This is a genomic window from Massilia sp. NBRC 108631, from assembly GCF_059704565.1.
The window spans coordinates 23,193-41,175 of record NZ_BAAKJE010000248.1 but is presented as its reverse complement, the minus strand read 5'-3'; the positions used below and the strand labels follow the sequence as shown (position 1 = coordinate 41,175).

17 protein-coding genes and 1 tRNA gene are annotated in these 17,983 nt (G+C 65.4%); 6 read left to right on the top strand and 12 right to left on the bottom strand.

From position 1 onward, the window contains the following. From AC6H42_RS27125 to AC6H42_RS27085, 9 genes are all read right to left on the bottom strand, one after another. Nucleotides 1-942: GGDEF domain-containing protein (locus AC6H42_RS27125; protein WP_497549363.1), on the bottom strand; the 942-nt coding region annotated here is incomplete at its 3' end. Next, on the bottom strand, nt 942-2,771 hold the full coding sequence (locus tag AC6H42_RS27120) for a M61 family metallopeptidase (RefSeq protein WP_497549362.1): 1,830 nt from the start codon (nt 2,769-2,771) through the stop codon (nt 942-944). The genes AC6H42_RS27125 and AC6H42_RS27120, both read right to left, overlap by 1 nt. Continuing rightward, the gene (locus AC6H42_RS27115; RefSeq protein WP_497549361.1) at nt 2,768-3,373 is read right to left on the bottom strand and encodes a nucleotidyltransferase family protein; all 606 of its coding nucleotides are present in this window, start codon (nt 3,371-3,373) and stop codon (nt 2,768-2,770) included. The genes AC6H42_RS27120 and AC6H42_RS27115 overlap by 4 nt, the downstream gene beginning before the upstream one ends. Nucleotides 3,374-3,408: 35 nt before the next feature. After that, nucleotides 3,409-5,679 (bottom strand): xanthine dehydrogenase family protein molybdopterin-binding subunit, encoded by a 2,271-nt coding sequence (locus tag AC6H42_RS27110; RefSeq protein ID WP_057158104.1) that lies wholly within the window; start codon nt 5,677-5,679, stop codon nt 3,409-3,411. 10 nt (nt 5,680-5,689) lie between these two features. After that, nucleotides 5,690-6,148: a (2Fe-2S)-binding protein gene (locus tag AC6H42_RS27105; protein WP_057158105.1), complete on the bottom strand. Its 459-nt coding sequence runs from the start codon at nt 6,146-6,148 to the stop codon at nt 5,690-5,692. A gap of 12 nt (nt 6,149-6,160) precedes the next feature. Beyond that, nucleotides 6,161-6,886 (bottom strand): DsbC family protein, encoded by a 726-nt coding sequence (locus tag AC6H42_RS27100; RefSeq protein ID WP_057158106.1) that lies wholly within the window; start codon nt 6,884-6,886, stop codon nt 6,161-6,163. Between the two features lie 14 nt (nt 6,887-6,900). Beyond that, entirely contained in the window at nt 6,901-8,124 is a 1,224-nt protein-coding gene (locus AC6H42_RS27095) for an FAD-dependent monooxygenase (RefSeq protein ID WP_497549360.1), read from the bottom strand. A 60-nt stretch (nt 8,125-8,184) separates the two neighbouring features. Continuing rightward, nucleotides 8,185-8,997 (bottom strand): 2,5-didehydrogluconate reductase DkgB, encoded by an 813-nt coding sequence (gene dkgB / locus AC6H42_RS27090; RefSeq protein WP_057158108.1) that lies wholly within the window; start codon nt 8,995-8,997, stop codon nt 8,185-8,187. Nucleotides 8,998-9,097: 100 nt separating this feature from the next. Continuing rightward, nucleotides 9,098-10,249 (bottom strand): ScyD/ScyE family protein, encoded by a 1,152-nt coding sequence (locus AC6H42_RS27085; protein ID WP_057158109.1) that lies wholly within the window; start codon nt 10,247-10,249, stop codon nt 9,098-9,100. Nucleotides 10,250-10,443: 194 nt separating this feature from the next. Here AC6H42_RS27085 and AC6H42_RS27080 point away from each other — a divergent pair. Further along, nucleotides 10,444-10,519, top strand: a tRNA-Phe gene (locus AC6H42_RS27080). Between the two features lie 80 nt (nt 10,520-10,599). Here AC6H42_RS27080 and AC6H42_RS27075 read toward each other — a convergent pair. After that, entirely contained in the window at nt 10,600-11,019 is a 420-nt protein-coding gene (locus tag AC6H42_RS27075; protein WP_497549359.1) for a hypothetical protein, read from the bottom strand. Between the two features lie 264 nt (nt 11,020-11,283). Here AC6H42_RS27075 and AC6H42_RS27070 point away from each other — a divergent pair, with 264 nt between their 5' ends. Beyond that, nucleotides 11,284-12,048: an SDR family oxidoreductase gene (locus AC6H42_RS27070; RefSeq protein ID WP_497549358.1), complete on the top strand. Its 765-nt coding sequence runs from the start codon at nt 11,284-11,286 to the stop codon at nt 12,046-12,048. Nucleotides 12,049-12,195: 147 nt separating this feature from the next. Continuing rightward, a complete protein-coding gene (locus tag AC6H42_RS27065; protein ID WP_497549357.1) occupies nt 12,196-13,023 on the top strand; it encodes a type 1 glutamine amidotransferase domain-containing protein in 828 nt (275 codons plus the stop codon). A gap of 59 nt (nt 13,024-13,082) precedes the next feature. Here AC6H42_RS27065 and AC6H42_RS27060 read toward each other — a convergent pair whose 3' ends face one another. Both AC6H42_RS27060 and AC6H42_RS27055 read right to left on the bottom strand, forming a co-directional pair. Further along, nucleotides 13,083-14,033: an MYG1 family protein gene (locus AC6H42_RS27060; RefSeq protein ID WP_497549356.1), complete on the bottom strand. Its 951-nt coding sequence runs from the start codon at nt 14,031-14,033 to the stop codon at nt 13,083-13,085. A 69-nt stretch (nt 14,034-14,102) separates the two neighbouring features. Continuing rightward, the gene (locus tag AC6H42_RS27055; protein ID WP_057158114.1) at nt 14,103-14,723 is read right to left on the bottom strand and encodes a TetR/AcrR family transcriptional regulator; all 621 of its coding nucleotides are present in this window, start codon (nt 14,721-14,723) and stop codon (nt 14,103-14,105) included. Nucleotides 14,724-14,834: 111 nt separating this feature from the next. On the opposite strand from AC6H42_RS27055, the gene AC6H42_RS27050 reads away from it, so the two are divergent. From AC6H42_RS27050 to AC6H42_RS27040, 3 genes are all read left to right on the top strand, one after another. Next, nucleotides 14,835-15,863 carry an SDR family oxidoreductase gene (locus AC6H42_RS27050; protein WP_497549355.1) on the top strand — a complete coding sequence of 343 codons (1,029 nt, stop codon included), beginning with the start codon at nt 14,835-14,837 and terminating at the stop codon, nt 15,861-15,863. Nucleotides 15,864-15,931: 68 nt separating this feature from the next. Next, a complete protein-coding gene (locus AC6H42_RS27045) occupies nt 15,932-16,942 on the top strand; it encodes a cyanophycinase (RefSeq protein WP_082552180.1) in 1,011 nt (336 codons plus the stop codon). Nucleotides 16,943-16,989: 47 nt separating this feature from the next. Further along, nucleotides 16,990-17,982, top strand: coding sequence for a DUF4424 family protein (locus AC6H42_RS27040; RefSeq protein WP_057158117.1), 993 nt, complete (start codon nt 16,990-16,992; stop codon nt 17,980-17,982). Nucleotide 17,983 lies beyond the last annotated feature (1 nt).

The following is a 17,983-nucleotide window of genomic DNA, read 5'->3' as shown; positions in this document are numbered from 1 at the left end:
CACCACGAACTCCTCGCCGCCGAAGCGCGCCACGTAGTCGCTTTCGCGCAGGGCCCCGCTGATGATATTGGCAATCTGCACCAGCACCCGGTCGCCCACCACGTGGCCATAGCGGTCGTTGATGGCCTTGAAGCGGTCCAGGTCTATGCTCATCAGCGACAGCGGCCGGCCTTCACGCCCCAGTTGCACGCGCTGCTTGCCATAAAAAATGTCGAAGCCGCGCCGGTTCAGCACCCCGGTCAGCGGGTCGTGCGTGGAACGGTCTTCCAGGATGCTCTGCAAGCGCCGCATGGCCATCATCAGGAAGGCAATCGCCAGCATCAGCGACATGAAACTGGCCAGCGCCATGAACACGTTCACCAGCGCGCCGTTGCGCAGCACATCGTCGGTGACCGCGTCGGTGCGCAGCGCGATGAACAGGCGCGCCAGCACCGTCAGCGCCTGCAGCGTCACCAGCACGCCGAAGAAGCAATAGGAGAAATGGCGCAGGCCGTGGCGCCACACCAGCCAGCACTGCATTGCGTAGAACACGAAGGCGCCCAGCGAGAACGCGGCGATGCGCGCGCCCAGGTGCGGCTGCAGGTACAGCCACCAGACGGTCAGCACACCGCCCACCAGCCAGACGCCGTGGAACAAACCCCAGCCCGGCCGCCGCGCAAAGAACTCCTGCGTGCCTATCATGGACAGGCCCACGCCCCAGAACAGCAGCATGTTGGCCGCCAGCAGGCCGATCTTGCCGGCCCACCCGTTCAGCGCGAACGACACGCCGGCGCCGACCACGCACAGCAGGCCAAGCGCCCAGCGGTCCAGGCCGCGCACCTCGCCGCGGAAGCTGCGGTGTACCGAGTACATCACCACGCTCATGACGCCGCTCATCACGATCGTCATCAGCAGCAGAGTCCGCAGATCCAATTGCAGCAGCGGCGCCGGCCAGGGGGTCATCAGCGGACCGCGCTAGGCCGGGCTGGTCCGGCGGGCTTCTTGCCGGGAATGTCGGCAGCCACGGCCAGGGTCACTGCGGGCACGCGGTCGCCCTGCAGGCGCACGCTGAAGGTGTGCAGCTCGTCGCGCCGGAAGGCGTGCACCTCGACGGTGGCGCCGACTTTGTAGCGCGACAGCAGCCCATCGAGATTGCCGGGGGTGACGCGCAGGCCGTCGACCGCCACCAGCAAGTCGCCCGCCGACAGGCCGGCCGCATGGGCCGCGCCGCCTTCGTGCACGGCGGACAGCTTGGCGTCCGCGCCATCGCGGCCCAGGTTGGCGTCCAGGCTGGGCTTGGCCGCCTTGCGCTCGTCGCTGTACTTCACGCCGAACGGCGCCAGCATTTTGGCCAGCGGCAGATCTTCCGTGCCGCGCACGTATTTGTCGAAAAACGGTTTCAGCTTGGCGCCGGCCACCTCGTCGCACAGCGCTTCCACTTCGGCCGGCGTCACGCCCTGGCCGCGCGCCTGGTTCTCATAGAAGTCGCGGCCATAGCGCTGCCACAACGCCTGCATCACGTCGTCCAGCGACTTCTTGCCGGCGGTCTTGGTGCGGATGGTCAAATCCAGCGCCATGCACACCAGCGAACCCTTGGTGTAGTAGCTGACGATGGCGTTGGCCGCGTTCTCGTCCTGGCGGTAGTACTTGCCCCAGGCGTCGAAACTGGAATCGGCCACGCTCTGCTTCAGGCGCCCCGCACCGCGCAGCACGCCGCCCACGGTTTTACCCAGCAGCTTGTAGTAGGCCGGCTCGCCGATGATGCCGGCGCGCACCAGCATCAGGTCGTCGTAATAGCTGGTGCCGCCTTCGAACAGCCACAGCAGCGGCGTGTAGCCCTCCGCGTTCAGGTCATACGGCGCGAATGCCGCCGGCTTGATGCGCTTGACGTTCCAGGTGTGGAAGTACTCATGGCTGCACAGGCCGAGGAATTTCAGGTAGCCTTCGCCGATCTCCGCGCCCTTCGGCGTGGCGGCGGTGGGCAGGTCGGCGCGCGCGCAGATCAGCGCGGTGGAGGCACGGTGCTCCAGACCGCCGTAGCCGTCGCCCACGGCCATGGTCATGAAGACGTAGCGGTCCATCGGTGCGCGCCTGGTTTTCGGCTCGAAGAAAGCGATCTGGGTTTCGCAGATGGCTTTCAGGTCGGCGCACAGCCGCGCCATGTCCAGGCCGGGCACGCGGCCGGTGATCACCACGTCATGCGGGATGCCGTGCGCCTTGAAGGTGGCCAGCGCGAAGTCGCCCAGCTCGAACGGATGATCGATCAGCTCATCGTAACTGGCGGCGGCGTAGGTGCCGAAGCCGTAGCGCCTGGCCTTCAGCTCGGGCAGCGAGGTGGCTACGCGCCAGGCCTTCGCTGCTGGATCGGCCGGACGCTGGATGTCCACCACGTGCTGCGCATCCTCCTGGCCGGCCACGCGCAGGAACACGCTGGTGCCGTTGAAGAAGGCGTGGGTGCGGTCCATGTGGGCGGCGCGCACCGACAGGTCCCAGGCGTAGACTTCGTAGACCACGGTCAGCTTGCCCGCCACCGGCGCGGCCTGCCAGGTATGCTTGTCCACCTTGGCCAACCTGACTTCGGCGCCGCCCGATTCCGCCCGAATCCGGACGATGTTGCGCGAAAATTCGCGGATCATGTAGCTGCCAGGTATCCAGGCCGGCAGCGCCAGCAACTGGCCTTCCGGCGCCGGCTGCTCCACGGTCAGCGTTACTTCAAACATATGGCCGGCCAGGTCCTTGCCGACGATGGCGTAGCTGACGCCTGGCTTGTTCTTCGATGCGGTTTTCTTCATGTCTTGTCCTTGGGGGGCAGGTCGGCCGGTGTGTCGATGTCTTGCAGGATGCCGCTGTCGTCCACCTCCAGCTCCGTCACTGCCGAGTGCTTCAAAATGCCGCGCGCGCCCTGGTCGCCCTCCAGCGCCAGCAACTGCGGCAGGTAGTGGCGGCTTAACCCGACGGGGTTGCCGCGCTGGCCCCGGTACATGGGCGCGGCGATGCCTGCGCCTTGCTCCAGGGCGGTTTTCAGTGATTGTATTGTAGATGGCCGCACGTGGGGCATATCGCCGAGCGCGACGATCCATCCCTGTGCGTCGGGGAAGGCCTTGTCCGCATGCGCAACCGCGTGCGACAGCGAGGCGGCCATGCCGGTGTCGGCTTGCGGGCAGATAGTAACTTCGCAGCCCAGCGCCAGCAGCCGGGCCGCCACGGGGTCGCCGCCGGCGGCATCGCTGGGCCGCACCACGGCCACCACGCGCGGCAGCGCGGCCAGCATGTGGCGCGCGCTGCGCACCACCACGGGCTCATCGCCGAGCGACTGCAGCAGCTTGTTGCGCTGGCCGGAAGGGTCGAAACGCTTGCCCCTCCCGGCCGCCAGCAGAATGCCGCAGATCCCCACCTGGCCGCCCACGTTGCGGCGAGCGCCGGCCAGGCTCAGGCCTTGGCCGTCTTGGCCAGGTCGAACGGCAGCTTGCGCAGCCGCTTGCCGGTGAGCTTGAAGATGGCGTTGGCGTAGGCCGGCGCCAGCGGCGGGAAGCCCGGCTCGCCCATGCCGGTCGGCGCATCGGTCGACGGCACGATGTGCACGTCCACCACCGGCATGTCCGGCATGCGCGCCACCACGTAGTCGCCGAAGTTCTGCTGTTCCACCACGCCGTCCTTCAGCGTGATGGCGGCGCCCGGCAGCGTGGTGCCGACCGCCATCAGCACGGCGCCCTGCACCTGCGCTTCGATGGTCATGGGGTTGACCGCCGTGTTGCAATGCACGCCGGCGGTAACCGTGTGCAGATGCGGCACACCGTCCTTGACCGATGCGGTCACCACGTAGGCGACCACGGTGCCGAACGATTCATGCACCGCTACGCCCCAGGCCTGGCCTTTCGGCAGGGCCTTCTTGCCGTAGCCGGACTTGGCCACCGCCAGGTCCAGCGCGGCGTGATGACGCGCGTGCTTGGCGTCGATCACCTGCTTGCGGTAGGCCACCGGGTCCATCCTGGCGGCGTGCGCGGCCTCGTCGATCAGCGTTTCCATCACGAAGGCGGTGTGGGTCGACCCCACGGAGCGCCACCAAAGCACCGGCACGTTGGCCTTGGCGTTGTGCACCGACAGGTTCATTGGCAGGTCGTACGGTTCGCCCATGCCTTCGATCATGGTGGCGTCCACGCCGTCCTTCACCATCATCGGCTCGAAGGGCGAGCCGGTGATGATGGATTGGCCCACGATGCTGTGGTTCCACGCCAGCAGCTTGCCCTTGGCGTCGAAGCCCAGTTCCGCGCGGTGCACGTGAGCAGGGCGGTAGTAGCCGCCGCGGATGTCGTCCTCGCGGCTCCAGATGATCTTCAGCGGGCCGGACTTGCCGGCCGCCTTGTACGCCAGCGCCACATTGGCCGCTTCCACCAGGTAGTCCGAGCTTGGCACGGCGCGGCGGCCGAAACCGCCACCGGCCATCATGGTGTGCAGCGTTACCTGCTCAGGCTTCAAGCCCGCCGTGCGGGCGATGGCCGCCTGGTCCAGTGTCTGGAACTGCGAACCGGCCCACACTTCGCAGCGGTCCGCCTTCAGGTCGATCACGCAGTTCAGCGGTTCCATCGGCGCGTGCGCCAGGTAAGGGAACTCGTAGACGGCGGTCAGTTTCTTCGGCGCCTTGGCCAGCTTCGACATGTCGGCCTTCTTCACCGGCAGGCCGGGCTTCTGCGCCAGCGCCTTGTACTCGGCCATCTGCCTGGCGGTGCTCACTTTCTCAACCGCGCTGGTATCCCATTCCAGCACCAGCGCTTCGCGCGCCTGCTTGGCGGGCCAGTAACCCTTGGCGAACACCGCCACGCCACGTCCGCCACGGTCGGTAGCCACTTCCAGCACGTCGATCACGCCCGGGATGGCCTTGGCCTTGCTGGCGTCCAGCTTGGCCACCTTGGCGCCGAACACCGGCGGGCGCGCCACCACGGCAACGATGGTGCCTTCCGGCTTGAAGTCCATGCCGAACTGCTGCTTGCCGGTCGATTTATCCTGCGCGTCCAGGCGCTTGACCGGCTGGCCGATGATGACGAAGTCTTTCGGGTCTTTCAGCTTGACGGTGGCCGGTACCGGCTGCTTCATGGCAGCGTCGGCGAAGGCGCCGTACTTGGCCTGCTGGCCGGCGGGACCGATCAGCATCCCTTTCGACGTGCGCACCTGGTCCGGGCTGACCTTCCACTCGGCAGCGGCAGCGGCCACCAGCATGGCGCGCGCCTTGGCGCCGATTTCGCGGTACTGCACGTAGGAGTGGGCGATCGAGCCCGAGCCGCCGGTGATCTGGATGCCGAAAGCGGGATCCTTGTACTGCTCGCCCGCGTCGGCCAGTTCGCCGCGCATTTGCGCCCAGTCCGCGTCAAGCTCCTCGGCGATCAGCATCGGCAGCGAGGTCTGCACGCCCTGGCCGAACTCCAGGCGGTTCACCTGTACCGTGACGGTATTGTCCGGCGCGATGCGCAGGAAGGCGTTCGGCTCATAGACTTTGGCAGGCGCCGCAGCGTCGGCCGCGCGCGCCATCTTGTTGCCGCCGCTGACGAAGAAACCCAGCACCAGGCCGCTGCCGGCGACCGCCCCCGCCTTCATGAACGACCGGCGCGACACGCCGCCTTGCGGCGCGGCAGGCGCCACGGCTGCTACCGCTGCCGCGCTGACATCCGCCATCGCGGTCCCTTGATTCAACCATTCTTTGCGCATGGCGTTCTCCTCAGGCGATGGTTTTTGCAGCGTCTTTGATGGCGGCGCGGATGCGCTGATAGGTGCCGCATCGGCAGATGTTGCCCGCCATGGCGCTATCGATATCGGCATCGCTCGGCGCCTTGTTGGTGCGCAGCAGCGCCGTCGCGCTCATCACCTGGCCGCTTTGACAGTAACCGCATTGCGGCACGTCGTGCTTGACCCAGGCGGCTTGCACCGCCTTGCCCACCGCATCGCCCTCCATCGCCTCGATGGTGGTGATCTTCTGCCCCGCCACCGCCGAAATCGGTGTGATGCAGGCGCGCGTCGGATTGCCGTCGATATGGATGGTGCAGGCGCCGCACAGCGCCATCCCGCAGCCGAACTTGGTGCCGGTCATGTTCAGGTTGTCGCGCAGGGCCCACAGTACCGGGGTGGACGGATCCGCGTCTACCTGCACGTCCTTGCCATTGACATTCAAAGTGATCATCTTCCGCGCTCCTTACTGTTTAATAGAGGACAACTTGGATTCCAGCGTCTTGATGTCGATGGCGCCCGGTACGCGGCTGCCATCGGCAAAGAAGATATTCGGCGTGCCGTTGATGCGCAGCTTCTGGCCCAGCGCCAGCACCTTTTCGTTCGGCGTGTTGCAACCGGCCGGCGCGGCCGGCGCCGCTTTACCGGACAGCATCCAGTCGTCCCAGGCCTTGTTGCGGTCGGCCGAGCACCAGATGTTCTTCGATTTGGTAAAAGAATCCTCCGACAGGATGTTGTACATGAAGGTGTAGATGGTGACGTTGTCCACATCCTTCAGCGCCTGCTGGCGGAAGCGCTTGCAGTAGCCGCAGTTCGGATCTTCGAACACCGCCATCACGCGCTTGCCGTTGCCCTTCACGGTTTTCAGCGCCATTTCCAGCGGCAGGTCGGAGAACTTGATCTTGTTGATGTCGTCGATGCGGGCCTGGGTCAGGTCTTCGGACGTCTTCAGATTGAACACGTGGCCGACGATCAGGTAGCTGGCGGTCTTGTCGGTGTAGCGGATTTCGTCGCCGATGCGCACTTCGTACAGGCCGGCGTACGGCGTCTCTTTGACCGAATCGACTTTGACGTTATTGCCCAGGCGGGGCTCGATGGCTTTCTTGATGCTGGCTTCGGTCGGGTTTTCGGCGCCGACGCAGGATGCCATGAAGGCGGAGGCGAACAATAGTACGGTCTTGCTGAATTTCATAAAAGCTCCGGTGATCACTTACCAAGTGCGTGGGAAATCAGCCGGCGCTTCAAGCCCGGCAATTTGTCCAGCAAGTTTAATCCCAAATTGCGCACCACGCGCAAAGGCTCGAGATCGGTCCCGAATAAACGGTCCAGGCCATCGGTGGCCAGCTGCATCAGCAGCACATCCTCCTTGCGCGCGCGGCCATAACGCGCCAGCACCCGCTCGTCGCCCATGCCGCGGTGCGGCTCGCGCTCGTTGACGATGCGCACCAGCTGCTCCACGTCCGCAAAGCCCAGGTTCATGCCGTGGCCGGCCAGCGGGTGCACCACATGCGCCGCGTCGCCCACCAGCGCCACGCGCTGCGCCACCATGGCGTGCGGGCGCATCAGGCGCAGCGGGAAGCCGCGCACCATCTCCGGCTGCACCGGCGTGAGCTTGCCCAGCTTTTCCTGCGCGTAGACCGCCAGCCGTTCGGCCAGGCGCTGGGCGCCCTCCTCGCGCAGCCGGTCCGCCAGCGCTTCCGGCGCCGACCACACCAGCGACACGAGATTGCCCGGCAGCGGCAGCAGCGCCACGATGCCGTCGGCGCCGGTGAACCATTGCTGGGCCGCGCCGTGGTGCGGATGCTCGCAATGGAAGTTGGCCACGATGGCGTGCTGGCCGTAGGAGCGGTAATCCATGCCGATGTCGCACTGGCCGCGCACCCACGATTCGGCGCCGTCCGCGCCCACCACCAGCTCGGCGCGCACGGCCGAACCGTCCTCCAGCAGCACGGCGACGTCGTCGGCGCCGCGCAGCAGGCCGATGGCGCGGCCGCTGACGGTGGTGACGTTGCTGGCGAAGCGCAGCGCCGCGTCCAGGGCCTGGTTCAGGTTGCGGTCTTCGACTATCCAGGCCAGCGTGCCGGTATGAGCGCCGTAGGCGTCGAACGCCAGGCCGCCGGGCTGGCCGCCGTCGCCGTTGACCAGCATGGCGTCCACCGGCGCCACGCGCGCGGCATCAAGCGCGCCCCACACCTTCAAGGACGACAGCAGATTGTTCGCGGTGTGGTTCAGTGCATAGACGCGCACGTCCCAGCTGGCCTGCACGGCCGGGCTGGACGAAACGGGAGGGGATGGAGGGCAGAGCAAGGTGACGCTCTGCCCGGCCTGGGCAAATCCGAGCGCCGCCGTCTTGGCGATGGCGCCATTGCCAACAATGCAAATATCGCTTTGAACGACGCGCTGCAAAGCGGGGGAGGATGGATTATTCATCCAGCCATTATAGCGGCGGCGGCTGGCGCGCGGGCAGCGCCGCCGCCGGCGGGCAGAAGCCTAGTCCCACTGCGGCGCCAGGCCGTCAGGATTGGCGATGCGCTCGTTGCGCTCCAGCGCGGCGATGGCCGCCATGTCGTCGCCAGTCAGCACCAGCCCGCGCGCCGCCAGATTGCTTTGCAGGTTGGCGCGGCTGGTCGACGACGGGATTACCGCGAAGCCCTGCTGCAGCAACCAGGCCAGCGCCACCTGCGCCGGGGTGGCGTTGTGGCGGCGTGCGATCTGCACCATTACCGGCTCCTGCATCACCTTGCCGTAAGCCAGCGGCATGTAAGCGGTCAGGTGGATGCCCTGGCTGCGGGCGTACTCCACCACCTTGCGGTTTTGCAGGAAGGGATGAATTTCGATCTGCTGGGTGGCGATCTGCTGCGCGCCGACCGCGGCCACGGCCTGCTGCAAATGCGCGACGGTGAAGTTGGACACGCCGATCTGCTTCGACAGCCCCTGCTCCCTGGCCTCCGCCAGCGCCGCCATGTATTCGGCCACCGGCACCGCGTCGCCCGGCGACGGCCAGTGGATCAGCGCCAGGTCCAGTTGCTCCAGGCGCAGCTTGCGCAGGCTTTCCTTCAGGCTGGGAATCAGCTTGCCGCCGTCCAGGCTCTCGGTCCAGACCTTGGTGGTGACGAACAGTTCGGCGCGCGGTACGCCGCTGTCGGCCATGGCCTGGCCAACTTCGGCCTCGTTGCCGTAGATCTGCGCGGTATCGATATGGCGGTAGCCAAGCTCCAGGCCATTGCGTACCGAATCGATAACGACCTGGCCTTGCAGCCGGAAGGTGCCGAGGCCGATTGCCGGGATGGTGCTGTGGTTCATGGGGTTTTCCTTGTTCAGATGATGGCTACACTATGCCCTCACCCTTTGTTGAGAAAAACCCCGCAAACCTCAAATTATATTTGCCTCCAGCGCAAATAACTCAATCCAGCGTAATGCGCAGCACCTGCCCGCCATCCGGGAAACTGCCCGCCACCGGCCCCGGCACAATGCCGAAATTGGTGACATACGCCGCGCCGTCCGGCCCTATCGTCAAGCCGCCCGGGTAATACAAGTCCTGGTAGATGACGGTCTGGCTGCCGTCCGCATTCACCCGGATCAGGCGCCCCGGCGGCAGCAGCGGCGGCCCGCCTGCGCCGGCCAGTCCACTGCCCACCTGCAGCACGTAGAGACGATGGCTGGCGTCGAACGCCAGGCCGATGATGTTGGTGAAGCCGCTGGCGAACACCTCCGGCGTTCCGCCGTGCGGCGACACGCGGTACACATTGGCGGCGCCGGCCGGGAACGGGAAGCCGGTCAACTGGCCGGCGTACAGCCAGCCGTCGCGGCCGTCGATCACGCTGGTGGGCACGGCCTGCATGGGAATGGTGGCGCCCGCCGGCAAGCCGATGAACGGCGGCGCCGGCACCGGCCGCGCCTCGAATTTGGCCAGCGTGGTGATCTTGCCGTTGGCCGCCACCGAGAACAGCGCATTGGCGCCGGCGTCGGCCACGATGTGCTGCTGGCCCAGCGCGGCCACCGCATAAGGATTGCTGTCGGTGCCGCCGCTGACAGGATTGTTGGCCGCCTCGAACGCGGCAATGTCGGCTGACACCTTCCAGTTGCCGGTGGCGCCGACCTGCAGCACCTGCCCCAGCAAGTTGGCCTTGGCGCCCAAGCCCGCTCGGGCGGACGCGTCGGCGGCCAGTCCCATCGCCAGGCGCCCATTGCCCGCGCCCGTGAACACAATGCCCTGCGCCCCCAGCGCGCCAAAGCCGCCCGGCGCCGCCATCGACGGCAAGCCGCTGATCACTTGCACCGGCGCCGCCTTGCCGGTCGGGTCCACCCGCGTCAGCGCGCCGGTCTCGCCATAGCAGGCGCTGCGCGAATCGGCCAGTACGATGCATTTGCCGTCGCCGCCCCGCCCGGCCTCGGTCACAAACAACTGGCCATTGGGGGCGAACGCCAGGCCGCGCGGGTTGCTCAAGCCCTTGGCGATCACTTCAACTTGGGGCGCCGCCAGTGCCGGCGGTGCGGCGGCAGCAAAGGCGGCGGAAACGATGGCGCTGGCGAAAGTGCGGCGTATACCTTTCATGACTAGCTCCTCTTGGCGGACTGGACTTCGGGATTGATAGTGTCAAAATTGCAAAATCCAGTTTAGCCCGGCAGTTCGCTAAGTCAAGAACGGCTGCAGCCACGCCGGAATGCCAACGCCTGCGCACGCCTATCCCGCCATTTTCAAAAAAGCTCCTTGCATACCCGAAATGATCTGCTATAATTCTGCTCCTTGGCCTGGTAGCTCAGTTGGTAGAGCAGAGGATTGAAAATCCTTGTGTCGGTGGTTCGATTCCGCCCCGGGCCACCAAGAACAGTGTCAAACAAGAAAAGCCAACCCACGCAGGTTGGCTTTTTCGTTTCCGAAGTTGCAGCGTCAGCCAGTCAAACTCATTCCTTCTTCTCCCTGAATTCGCCATCGATCACCTTGTCGTCAGTGCTGTTGCGAGGGTGCTGGCCGGTAAATTTGAGGACTGACGATAAGATCCGATCAAAAACAGCTCGCCTCAACCAGGGGTAGCCGAGAAGAAATGCGGCAACGAAAGCTGTGAACAATGCGGGCACGGATTCGCCTTTCGACAGAAAGTTCACCAGGCACACTGCGAGCATGCCGACCACGAGCGGCCGGCGGAGCGGTTTAGGCAACAGGCCAACCATGCGCGGCTTACCTTTGCTTATCCAGGGAAATCTTGCGAACAAAACGCCAAGAAGCAGGCCTGCGATCACCCGCCCCGTGCCGAGATAATCGGCCAACACGCCGACGACAAGGAGACCGGTGTAGCTAATCGTGCCCGCCAAGACCGCGAGCACGAATAAAGCAACAGCGATCGCTAGCTTTGGCGCGCGTATCGCCGCTGCGACTATGAAACGTAGGATTTGGATTCTCCTGCAAATGGCGCCACAAGGCTGCTGGAAATTCTAACAGGACCCGCCCGTGTCCGGGCTTTCATTCAGCGAACGTGAAAGCAAGAAACGGAGTTTCCACGTTGTCCTCCCTGTGTACCCTGTCGCTATGGACATAAAGCCGGGATGTGTCCGGGTAGCGCGAGCCGGCGTCATATTGAGGGAGAATACATGGGCATTCTGGCAGGTAAGACCGCCATCATCACTGGCGCCAGCTCCGGCATCGGCTGCGAGACGGCGAAGCTGTTCGCAAGTGAAGGCGCCAGCGTCGTCCTGGTCGCCCGCCGAAGCGAACAGCTCCACTCGCTGGTGGACGGGATAGTCGCTGCGGGCGGCAAGGCGTTAGCCCTGGTGGGCGACGTCAAGGACGAGTACGTCGCCAAAAGAGGCGTTGAGCTTGCAATCGAGCATTTCGGCGGACTGGATATCGCCTTCAATAACGCGGGTACGCTGGGCGCGACAGGCGATCTCGCCGCCATGCGCGCCGAGGACTGGCGCGACACCATCGACACCAACTTGAGCAGCGCCTTTTTCGGAGCAAAGTACCAGGTTCCCGCGATGCTCAAGCGTGGCAAGGCATCGCTCATCTTCACCTCGTCTTTTGTCGGGTACACCATCGGCATGCCGGGCATGCTCGCTTATAGCGCCAGCAAGGCTGGCCTGGTGGGATTGGCGCGCACGCTGGCAGTCGAATACGGCGGGCGCGGCCTCAGGGTCAATGCCCTGATGCCCGGCGGAACGGATACCGAAATGGGACACGCCGCTGCAGCCAGCCCGGAGGCACTGGCTTTCGTTGAGAACCTCCACGTGATGAAACGTCTCGCTCAGCCGCTTGAGATCGCCAAGGCGGTGCTGTTTCTGGCTTCGGACGCGTCCAGTTTTGTAACCGGCGCCACCCTGTTCGCCGACGGTGGCGTTTCCATGTCAAAAACCTGAGCTGCGGCCAGGCGTGAAGCCGCGCGACTTTTTTCTTATTACCCCATGTAACAAGTGAAGTAAGTCTGGGTGCATTTACGGCTTCCGGCGCGTGCAATACGCTGTCGTTATCCGAGGGCAAGCTGCCCTTTCACTCAGGAGTTGAACATGAAAAAAACCCTTATCGCCGGCCTGCTGGCTGCCGCCGCCAATTTTGCCAGTGCCGGCACCGTGCTGGTGGTGGTGTCCGACCAGGACAGGCTGGACCTGAAGGACGGCAAAGTCATGCAGACCGGCTTTTTCCTCAACGAGTTGATGGAGCCGGTGCAGGCGTTCATCGCCGCCGGCCACACGGTGGTGTTCGCCACGCCCAGCGGCAAGGCGCCGTCCGCCGACCAGAAATCGGATGACGTGACCTTCTGGGGCGGCAATGAACAAGCGCGCCAGGAAAGCAAGGCGCTGCTGGCGACGCTCAAACTGACAGCCAAGACCGGCTCCCCCGCCATCAGCCTGGCGCAGGTGAAACAAGCCGGCTACGACAAATTCGACGCCGTGTTCGTTCCCGGCGGCCATATACCGATGCAGGATCTGCTGAAGAACAAGGACCTGGGCGAACTGCTCACCAGCTTCCACAACCATGGCAAAGTTACCGGCCTGACCTGCCACGGCACCATCGCCCTGCTGTCGGCCATCCCGGATGCGCGCGGCTACGTGGGCAAGCTGGAAGCGGGCCAGCGTCCGCAGCCTGCGCAGTGGATTTACAAGGGCTACAAGATGACGGCCTTCACCAATGAAGAGGAAGAGCAGGCCAAGGGCTTCCTGAACGGCGGCCAGATGAAGCTGTTCCCCCAGGATGGCCTGCTTGCCGCTGGCGCCAACTTCGTCGAAGCCAAGGCGTGGAGCGAAAACGTCGTCGAAGACCGTGAGCTGATCTCCGGCCAGAATCCGCAGTCAGCCAAGGCGGTTGCTCTGGCCATGCTGAAAAAGCTGCACTGATCCCCACGGCGAGGCCGCGCCGGATGGGCAGCCCAGGCTGCCCGCCCGTCCGCTGCCGCTTACTCGCCGCGTTCCAGCGCCTGCAGCGCCTGCTTTGCCATGGCGCGCGCACCCTCGTAGGACTTGACCGCCGCGATGAATCTGCCGTTGTGGCAAAAACCCGCGTCCGGCACGCCGGTGACCGCCGCGAGTTCGGCGTCGCGCAGGCCCGCCCATGACTCGGGCAGATCTGCCCGCGCCTTGAAACTCTCCGGGCTGACCGGCACGGTGTGCAGCATGTAGCGCTGCTCGGCAGGGCTGTGGCTGATGACGAACAGCACCTTGGGCATTTCCTTGCGCACCACCTGGGTCCATGGCAGCGCGCTGTTTTGCAGCAGCAGGATCTGGCCGTCCTCCAGTATTTCCCCTTGCCGTACTTGCTCCACCGCCAGCAAGGCGCCGACGCGGTATTTCACTGCGTTGATCATGACGTCGGTCAGCAGGGCCATCGCCTTGCGGAACTGCTCCAGGCGGTAGGCGTCGGCGGCCCCGCCATAGCCCAGCCTTTCCTCGTCGAGCCAGTTGGGATTGAAGCCCGAAACCACCGCCGACAGTCCATAGCCTCCGGGCGCATTCTTCGCGGCCCCCACGTCCGACAGATCCAGGTATTGCACGATGTCGGCATCGATGGCGTAGGCCATTTCACGCGCCTTGTCATCGGCCAGCTGCTGCCCGGTGTGTGCGGCGGCCAGGGCGCTGACGCAGCGCGTGCCGTATTCCCGCCAGACCAGCCCCGCGCTCGCATAGGGCACGCCGGTCTGCCTGGTCGCGTTGAAGCCTTTCTGATGGTGGTCGAAACGGCCGCTGGCAGGGTCCCAGATGCCGCCGACATCGACCGCGAAGTCGGCCGCCTCGACAGCCGCCGCATCGCGTGTCCGGACGATTTCGTTATCGGGAAATAAGATGTTCAGTACCGCGACCGCCCATGCGTCGTCCGCATGAAATTTGCCGCTGTGAGTCACGATGACCATGGGAATGTCCAATTGCAGATGAAATTGGCACGATCATACCCGCATTGGAGTCCGGGCCCTGCCGGTTTCCTATGCGCCGGCGCTGGCGACCAGCCCGCGCAGAAATACCAGGATCATGCGCCCCGACGGATCGGGCCGCTTGCCCGTGCCCTGCAGCGCCAGGCCATGCGTCAGCGCCATGAAGGCTGCCGCCAGTTCTTCCGGGTCGGCCGGCGGGGTGCGGCCCAGCGTGGCGAACAGCTTGCCGATCACGCGGCCGAGCCTGGCCCGGTGCGCGTCCCACACGGTCTGGTACCTGGCCGCGAACGCCGGGCTGCGCTTGGCGTGCAGCTGCAGCTCGATTGACAGCATGGACCAGCTGGCATCGCGATTGAGGGTCGCCGCCCAGCGCTCCAATTCCGCGAAGATCTGCTCAGGCATGCGCCCGTCGCTGTCCATGACGCTGGCAAGCTGGGCCCCCTCCGCCTCCATATGTCCTCGCAGCAGTTCCAGCAGCACCTCCTCCTTGCTGGCGAAGTTCGAGTAGAACGCCCCCTGCGAGTAGCCGGCCCGCTCCGCGATATCGCGGATGGACGTGCCGCCATAGCCGTGCGCGACGAACAGCTGCTGCGCGGTGTCGATCAGGCGGGTGCGGGTCTGGGCCTGGCTTTCTTCGCGGCTTAGCCGCTTTCTGGGTGGAGATTCGCTCATGGCCGTAAAGATATCACACGAACTTCGGATAGCGCCAATTCAGATATCAGTTGACATTTCAATGCCGCATCGCCAAACTGGATTTCATTCGAACTTTGAAATTCAACCATCATGCAAAATCCAAATCCATTGAAGTCCGCATTCGTCACCGGCGCCACCGGCCTGCTCGGCAACAACCTGGTGCGCGAACTGGTCCTGCGCGGCGTTGCCGTGCGCGCGCTGGTACGCTCGCTGGACAAGGGCCGCCAGCAATTCGACGGCCTGGCGGGCGTGGAACTGGTGCCGGGCGACATGGCGGACGTGGGCGGCTTCGCCGCCAGGCTGCAAGGCTGCGACGCGGTGTTCCACACGGCGGCCTTCTTCCGCGACAACTACAAGGGCGGCAGCCACCGGGAGGCGCTTGAACGCATCAATGTGGACGGCACCGCGACGCTGATCGCGCAGGCCTACCGCGCCGGCGTCCGGCGTTTTGTCCAGACCTCGTCGATAGGCGTGCTCAACGGCGAACCCGGCGTGCCCATCGACGAAACCTGCTTGCGCGAGCTGGGCGACGCCGACGACTATTACCGCAGCAAAATACTGGCAGACCAGGCCGTGCTGCGCTTCCTGGCGCGCCACCCGGACATGCATGCCAGCCTGGTGCTGCCCGGCTGGATGTGGGGGCCGGCCGATATCGGCCCCACGTCGTCCGGACAGTTCGTCAACGACGTGGTGCTGGGCAAGCTGCCGGGGCTGGTGCCGGGCAGCTTTTCCGTGGTCGATGCGCGCGACGTGGCGCAGGCGCACATCGCGGCAGCGCTGCAAGGGAAACGCGGCGAGCGCTATCTGGCGGCGGGGCGCCACATGACCATGCGCCAGCTGGTGCCCTTGCTGGGCAAGGTCGCGAACGTCAAGACGCCCACGCGCCGCTTGCCTGTGCCGCTGCTGTACGTGCTGGCGGCGGCGCAGGAAGTCTATGCGCGCCTGACCGGCCGGCCCATCCTGCTCAGCCTGGCCACGGTGCGGCTGATGGTGAAAGAAGCCGGGCGCACCCACTTCGATCACGCCAAGAGCGAACGCGAACTGGCACTGAAATTCCGTCCACTGGAACAGACCGTCGCCGATACGGTCGGCTGGTACCGCAGCCGGAACTGGTTCTGAAAAGCGGCTCGCGCCTGCTGGGATAGGCGTACAATCGACTGCACCTTTCCCCCTTGCCGGAGCCTGTGATGCGTACACCTGTCCCCCGCGGTCTGTTGTCTGCCCTGTTCTTCTCGCTCGCGGCGCTCATGCCCTGCCACGCAGCGGCGGGCAAACCCTATGATTATGCGGTGGTGGGCGACCCGGCCAACGTGACGCGGCCGGCGCCGGCCCTGCCTGCCCTGGTGCTGATGGGCGGCGGGCCGGACGTGGACGACGCCTTCAAATGGATGATACGCAAGTCCGGCGGCGGCAATTTCGTCATCCTGCGCTCGCGCGGCACGGACGCCTACAATCCCTATGTGTATGCGATGGGCGGCGTGACTTCGGTGGAAACCATCACCATCGCCAGCCGCGACGCCGCCAGCGATCCTTTCGTGATCGCGCGCATCCAGGGCGCCGAGGCGCTGTTCATCGCCGGCGGCGACCAGAGCGACTACGTCAAATTCTGGAAAGGCACGCCGGTGCAGACGGCCATCGAGGCGCTGGCCGCCAGGAACATCCCCATCGGCGGCACCAGCGCCGGCATGGCGGTCATGAGCAAGTTCGCGTTCACCGCGCTGAACGGCACCATCACCTCGCCATCGGCGCTGGCCAATCCGTACGACAAGACCATCACCCTGGGCCGCGATTTCCTGTCCCTGCCCGACATGGGCGGCCTGGTCGCCGATCCGCACCTGGAAGCGCGCGACCGCATGGGGCGCCTGATCACCTTCATGGCGCGCATCGTGAACGACGGCTGGAGCGGCAGCGTGCATGGCGTGGGGGTGGACGTCGAGACCGCGCTGCTGATCGAGGGCGGCCAGGCCACGCGCGTGGGGGCCGGCTCGGTCTATTTCCTGCGCACCGTGGGCCTGCCGGAAGTCTGCAAGCCCAAAACGCCGCTGACCTACCGCAACGTCACCACCCAGCGCCTGTCCGGCGGCGGCGCTTTCGACATGCGCAACTGGGCCAGTTACGACGGCGGCACGGTCAACTACAGCATCTCCGCAGTCAACGGCGTACTCAGCTCCACCCAGGCCGGCGGCGCGATCTATTAGGCGCCCGCGCGGCGGACGGGAGGCGGGGCCGGTGGTAACATGACTGGATGACAATACTTAAATCCGCACTCGCCGTCCTGCTGCTGCCTTCCCTGGCCTTCGCCAACGACGGCATCGGCGGCGTCAGCGCCGGCGGCATCGTGTTCCGCAAGACCGACGCCATCGCCATGAAGAAGGAAGTCCTCAACGTCAGCCATGAACTGATCAGCGTGGACTATGAGTTCGTCAACGAATCCCCGGCGGATGTGGAGGAAACCATCATCTTCCCGCTGCCCGCCTACCCCGCCTCCGAGCAACCCAGCGACACCTATTTCGGCCGTCCGGGCGGGTTCACCATCGAGGTGGACGGCAAGCCGGTGGGTTACCGCACCGTGGTGCAAGCCGCGCTGGACGGCGCCGACGTGACGGCCCAGCTCAGGAAGCTGGGCCTGAGCGACGCGCAGATCGCCTTCCACCCCAGCTTCGCGCCGGACACGCAAGTGGCGCCGTTCACCGCGCAGCAGCGCCAGCAGCTGGTCAGGCTGAAACTGATAGGTGAAGGGGCGGCCGGTTCCATCGGGCCGGTGTGGGACATCCAGGTCAACTACGTGTGGAAGCAGAAGTTCCCGGCCAACAAGGTAGTGCGCGTGCACCACGCATACCGGCCCTTCGTCTCGGCCGGGCCGGGCGAGTCGGGCATGGACGACGACACCGCGCGCCGCTATTGCGCCGACGCGGCCTTCCTCAAATCGTGGAAAAAACTGGCGGCGCGCAACGGCGATCCGGGCGGCAGCTATCTGAACGCCGCCAAGGTGTCCTACATCCTCAAGACCGCCAATACCTGGAAGAACGGCATCGAAGACTTCACGCTCAACGTCGTCAAGAGCCATCCGTCCGAACTGGTCAGCCTGTGCTTCCCCGGCACGTTCAAGAAAACAGACGCGAAGACTTACCAGGTCCGCCTGCGCAACTTCAAGCCGGCGCAAGACCTGGAAGTCTACTTCGGCAATGTCGAGGGCGGCGCCGGCAGCGGCGGCGAAATGCCGGTACCGGCGAAATAAC

Coding starts and splice junctions, on each gene's coding strand:
- AC6H42_RS27120 (WP_497549362.1), bottom strand. CDS start 2,771: ATGAAGAAAACCGCATCGAAGAACAAGCCAGGCGTCAGCTACGCCATC.
- AC6H42_RS27110 (WP_057158104.1), bottom strand. CDS start 5,679: ATGCGCAAAGAATGGTTGAATCAAGGGACCGCGATGGCGGATGTCAGC.
- AC6H42_RS27105 (WP_057158105.1), bottom strand. CDS start 6,148: ATGATCACTTTGAATGTCAATGGCAAGGACGTGCAGGTAGACGCGGAT.
- AC6H42_RS27100 (WP_057158106.1), bottom strand. CDS start 6,886: ATGAAATTCAGCAAGACCGTACTATTGTTCGCCTCCGCCTTCATGGCA.
- AC6H42_RS27095 (WP_497549360.1), bottom strand. CDS start 8,124: ATGAATAATCCATCCTCCCCCGCTTTGCAGCGCGTCGTTCAAAGCGAT.
- dkgB (WP_057158108.1), bottom strand. CDS start 8,997: ATGAACCACAGCACCATCCCGGCAATCGGCCTCGGCACCTTCCGGCTG.
- AC6H42_RS27085 (WP_057158109.1), bottom strand. CDS start 10,249: ATGAAAGGTATACGCCGCACTTTCGCCAGCGCCATCGTTTCCGCCGCC.
- AC6H42_RS27070 (WP_497549358.1), top strand. CDS start 11,284: ATGGGCATTCTGGCAGGTAAGACCGCCATCATCACTGGCGCCAGCTCC.
- AC6H42_RS27065 (WP_497549357.1), top strand. CDS start 12,196: ATGAAAAAAACCCTTATCGCCGGCCTGCTGGCTGCCGCCGCCAATTTT.
- AC6H42_RS27060 (WP_497549356.1), bottom strand. CDS start 14,033: ATGGTCATCGTGACTCACAGCGGCAAATTTCATGCGGACGACGCATGG.
- AC6H42_RS27055 (WP_057158114.1), bottom strand. CDS start 14,723: ATGAGCGAATCTCCACCCAGAAAGCGGCTAAGCCGCGAAGAAAGCCAG.
- AC6H42_RS27050 (WP_497549355.1), top strand. CDS start 14,835: ATGCAAAATCCAAATCCATTGAAGTCCGCATTCGTCACCGGCGCCACC.
- AC6H42_RS27045 (WP_082552180.1), top strand. CDS start 15,932: ATGCGTACACCTGTCCCCCGCGGTCTGTTGTCTGCCCTGTTCTTCTCG.
- AC6H42_RS27040 (WP_057158117.1), top strand. CDS start 16,990: ATGACAATACTTAAATCCGCACTCGCCGTCCTGCTGCTGCCTTCCCTG.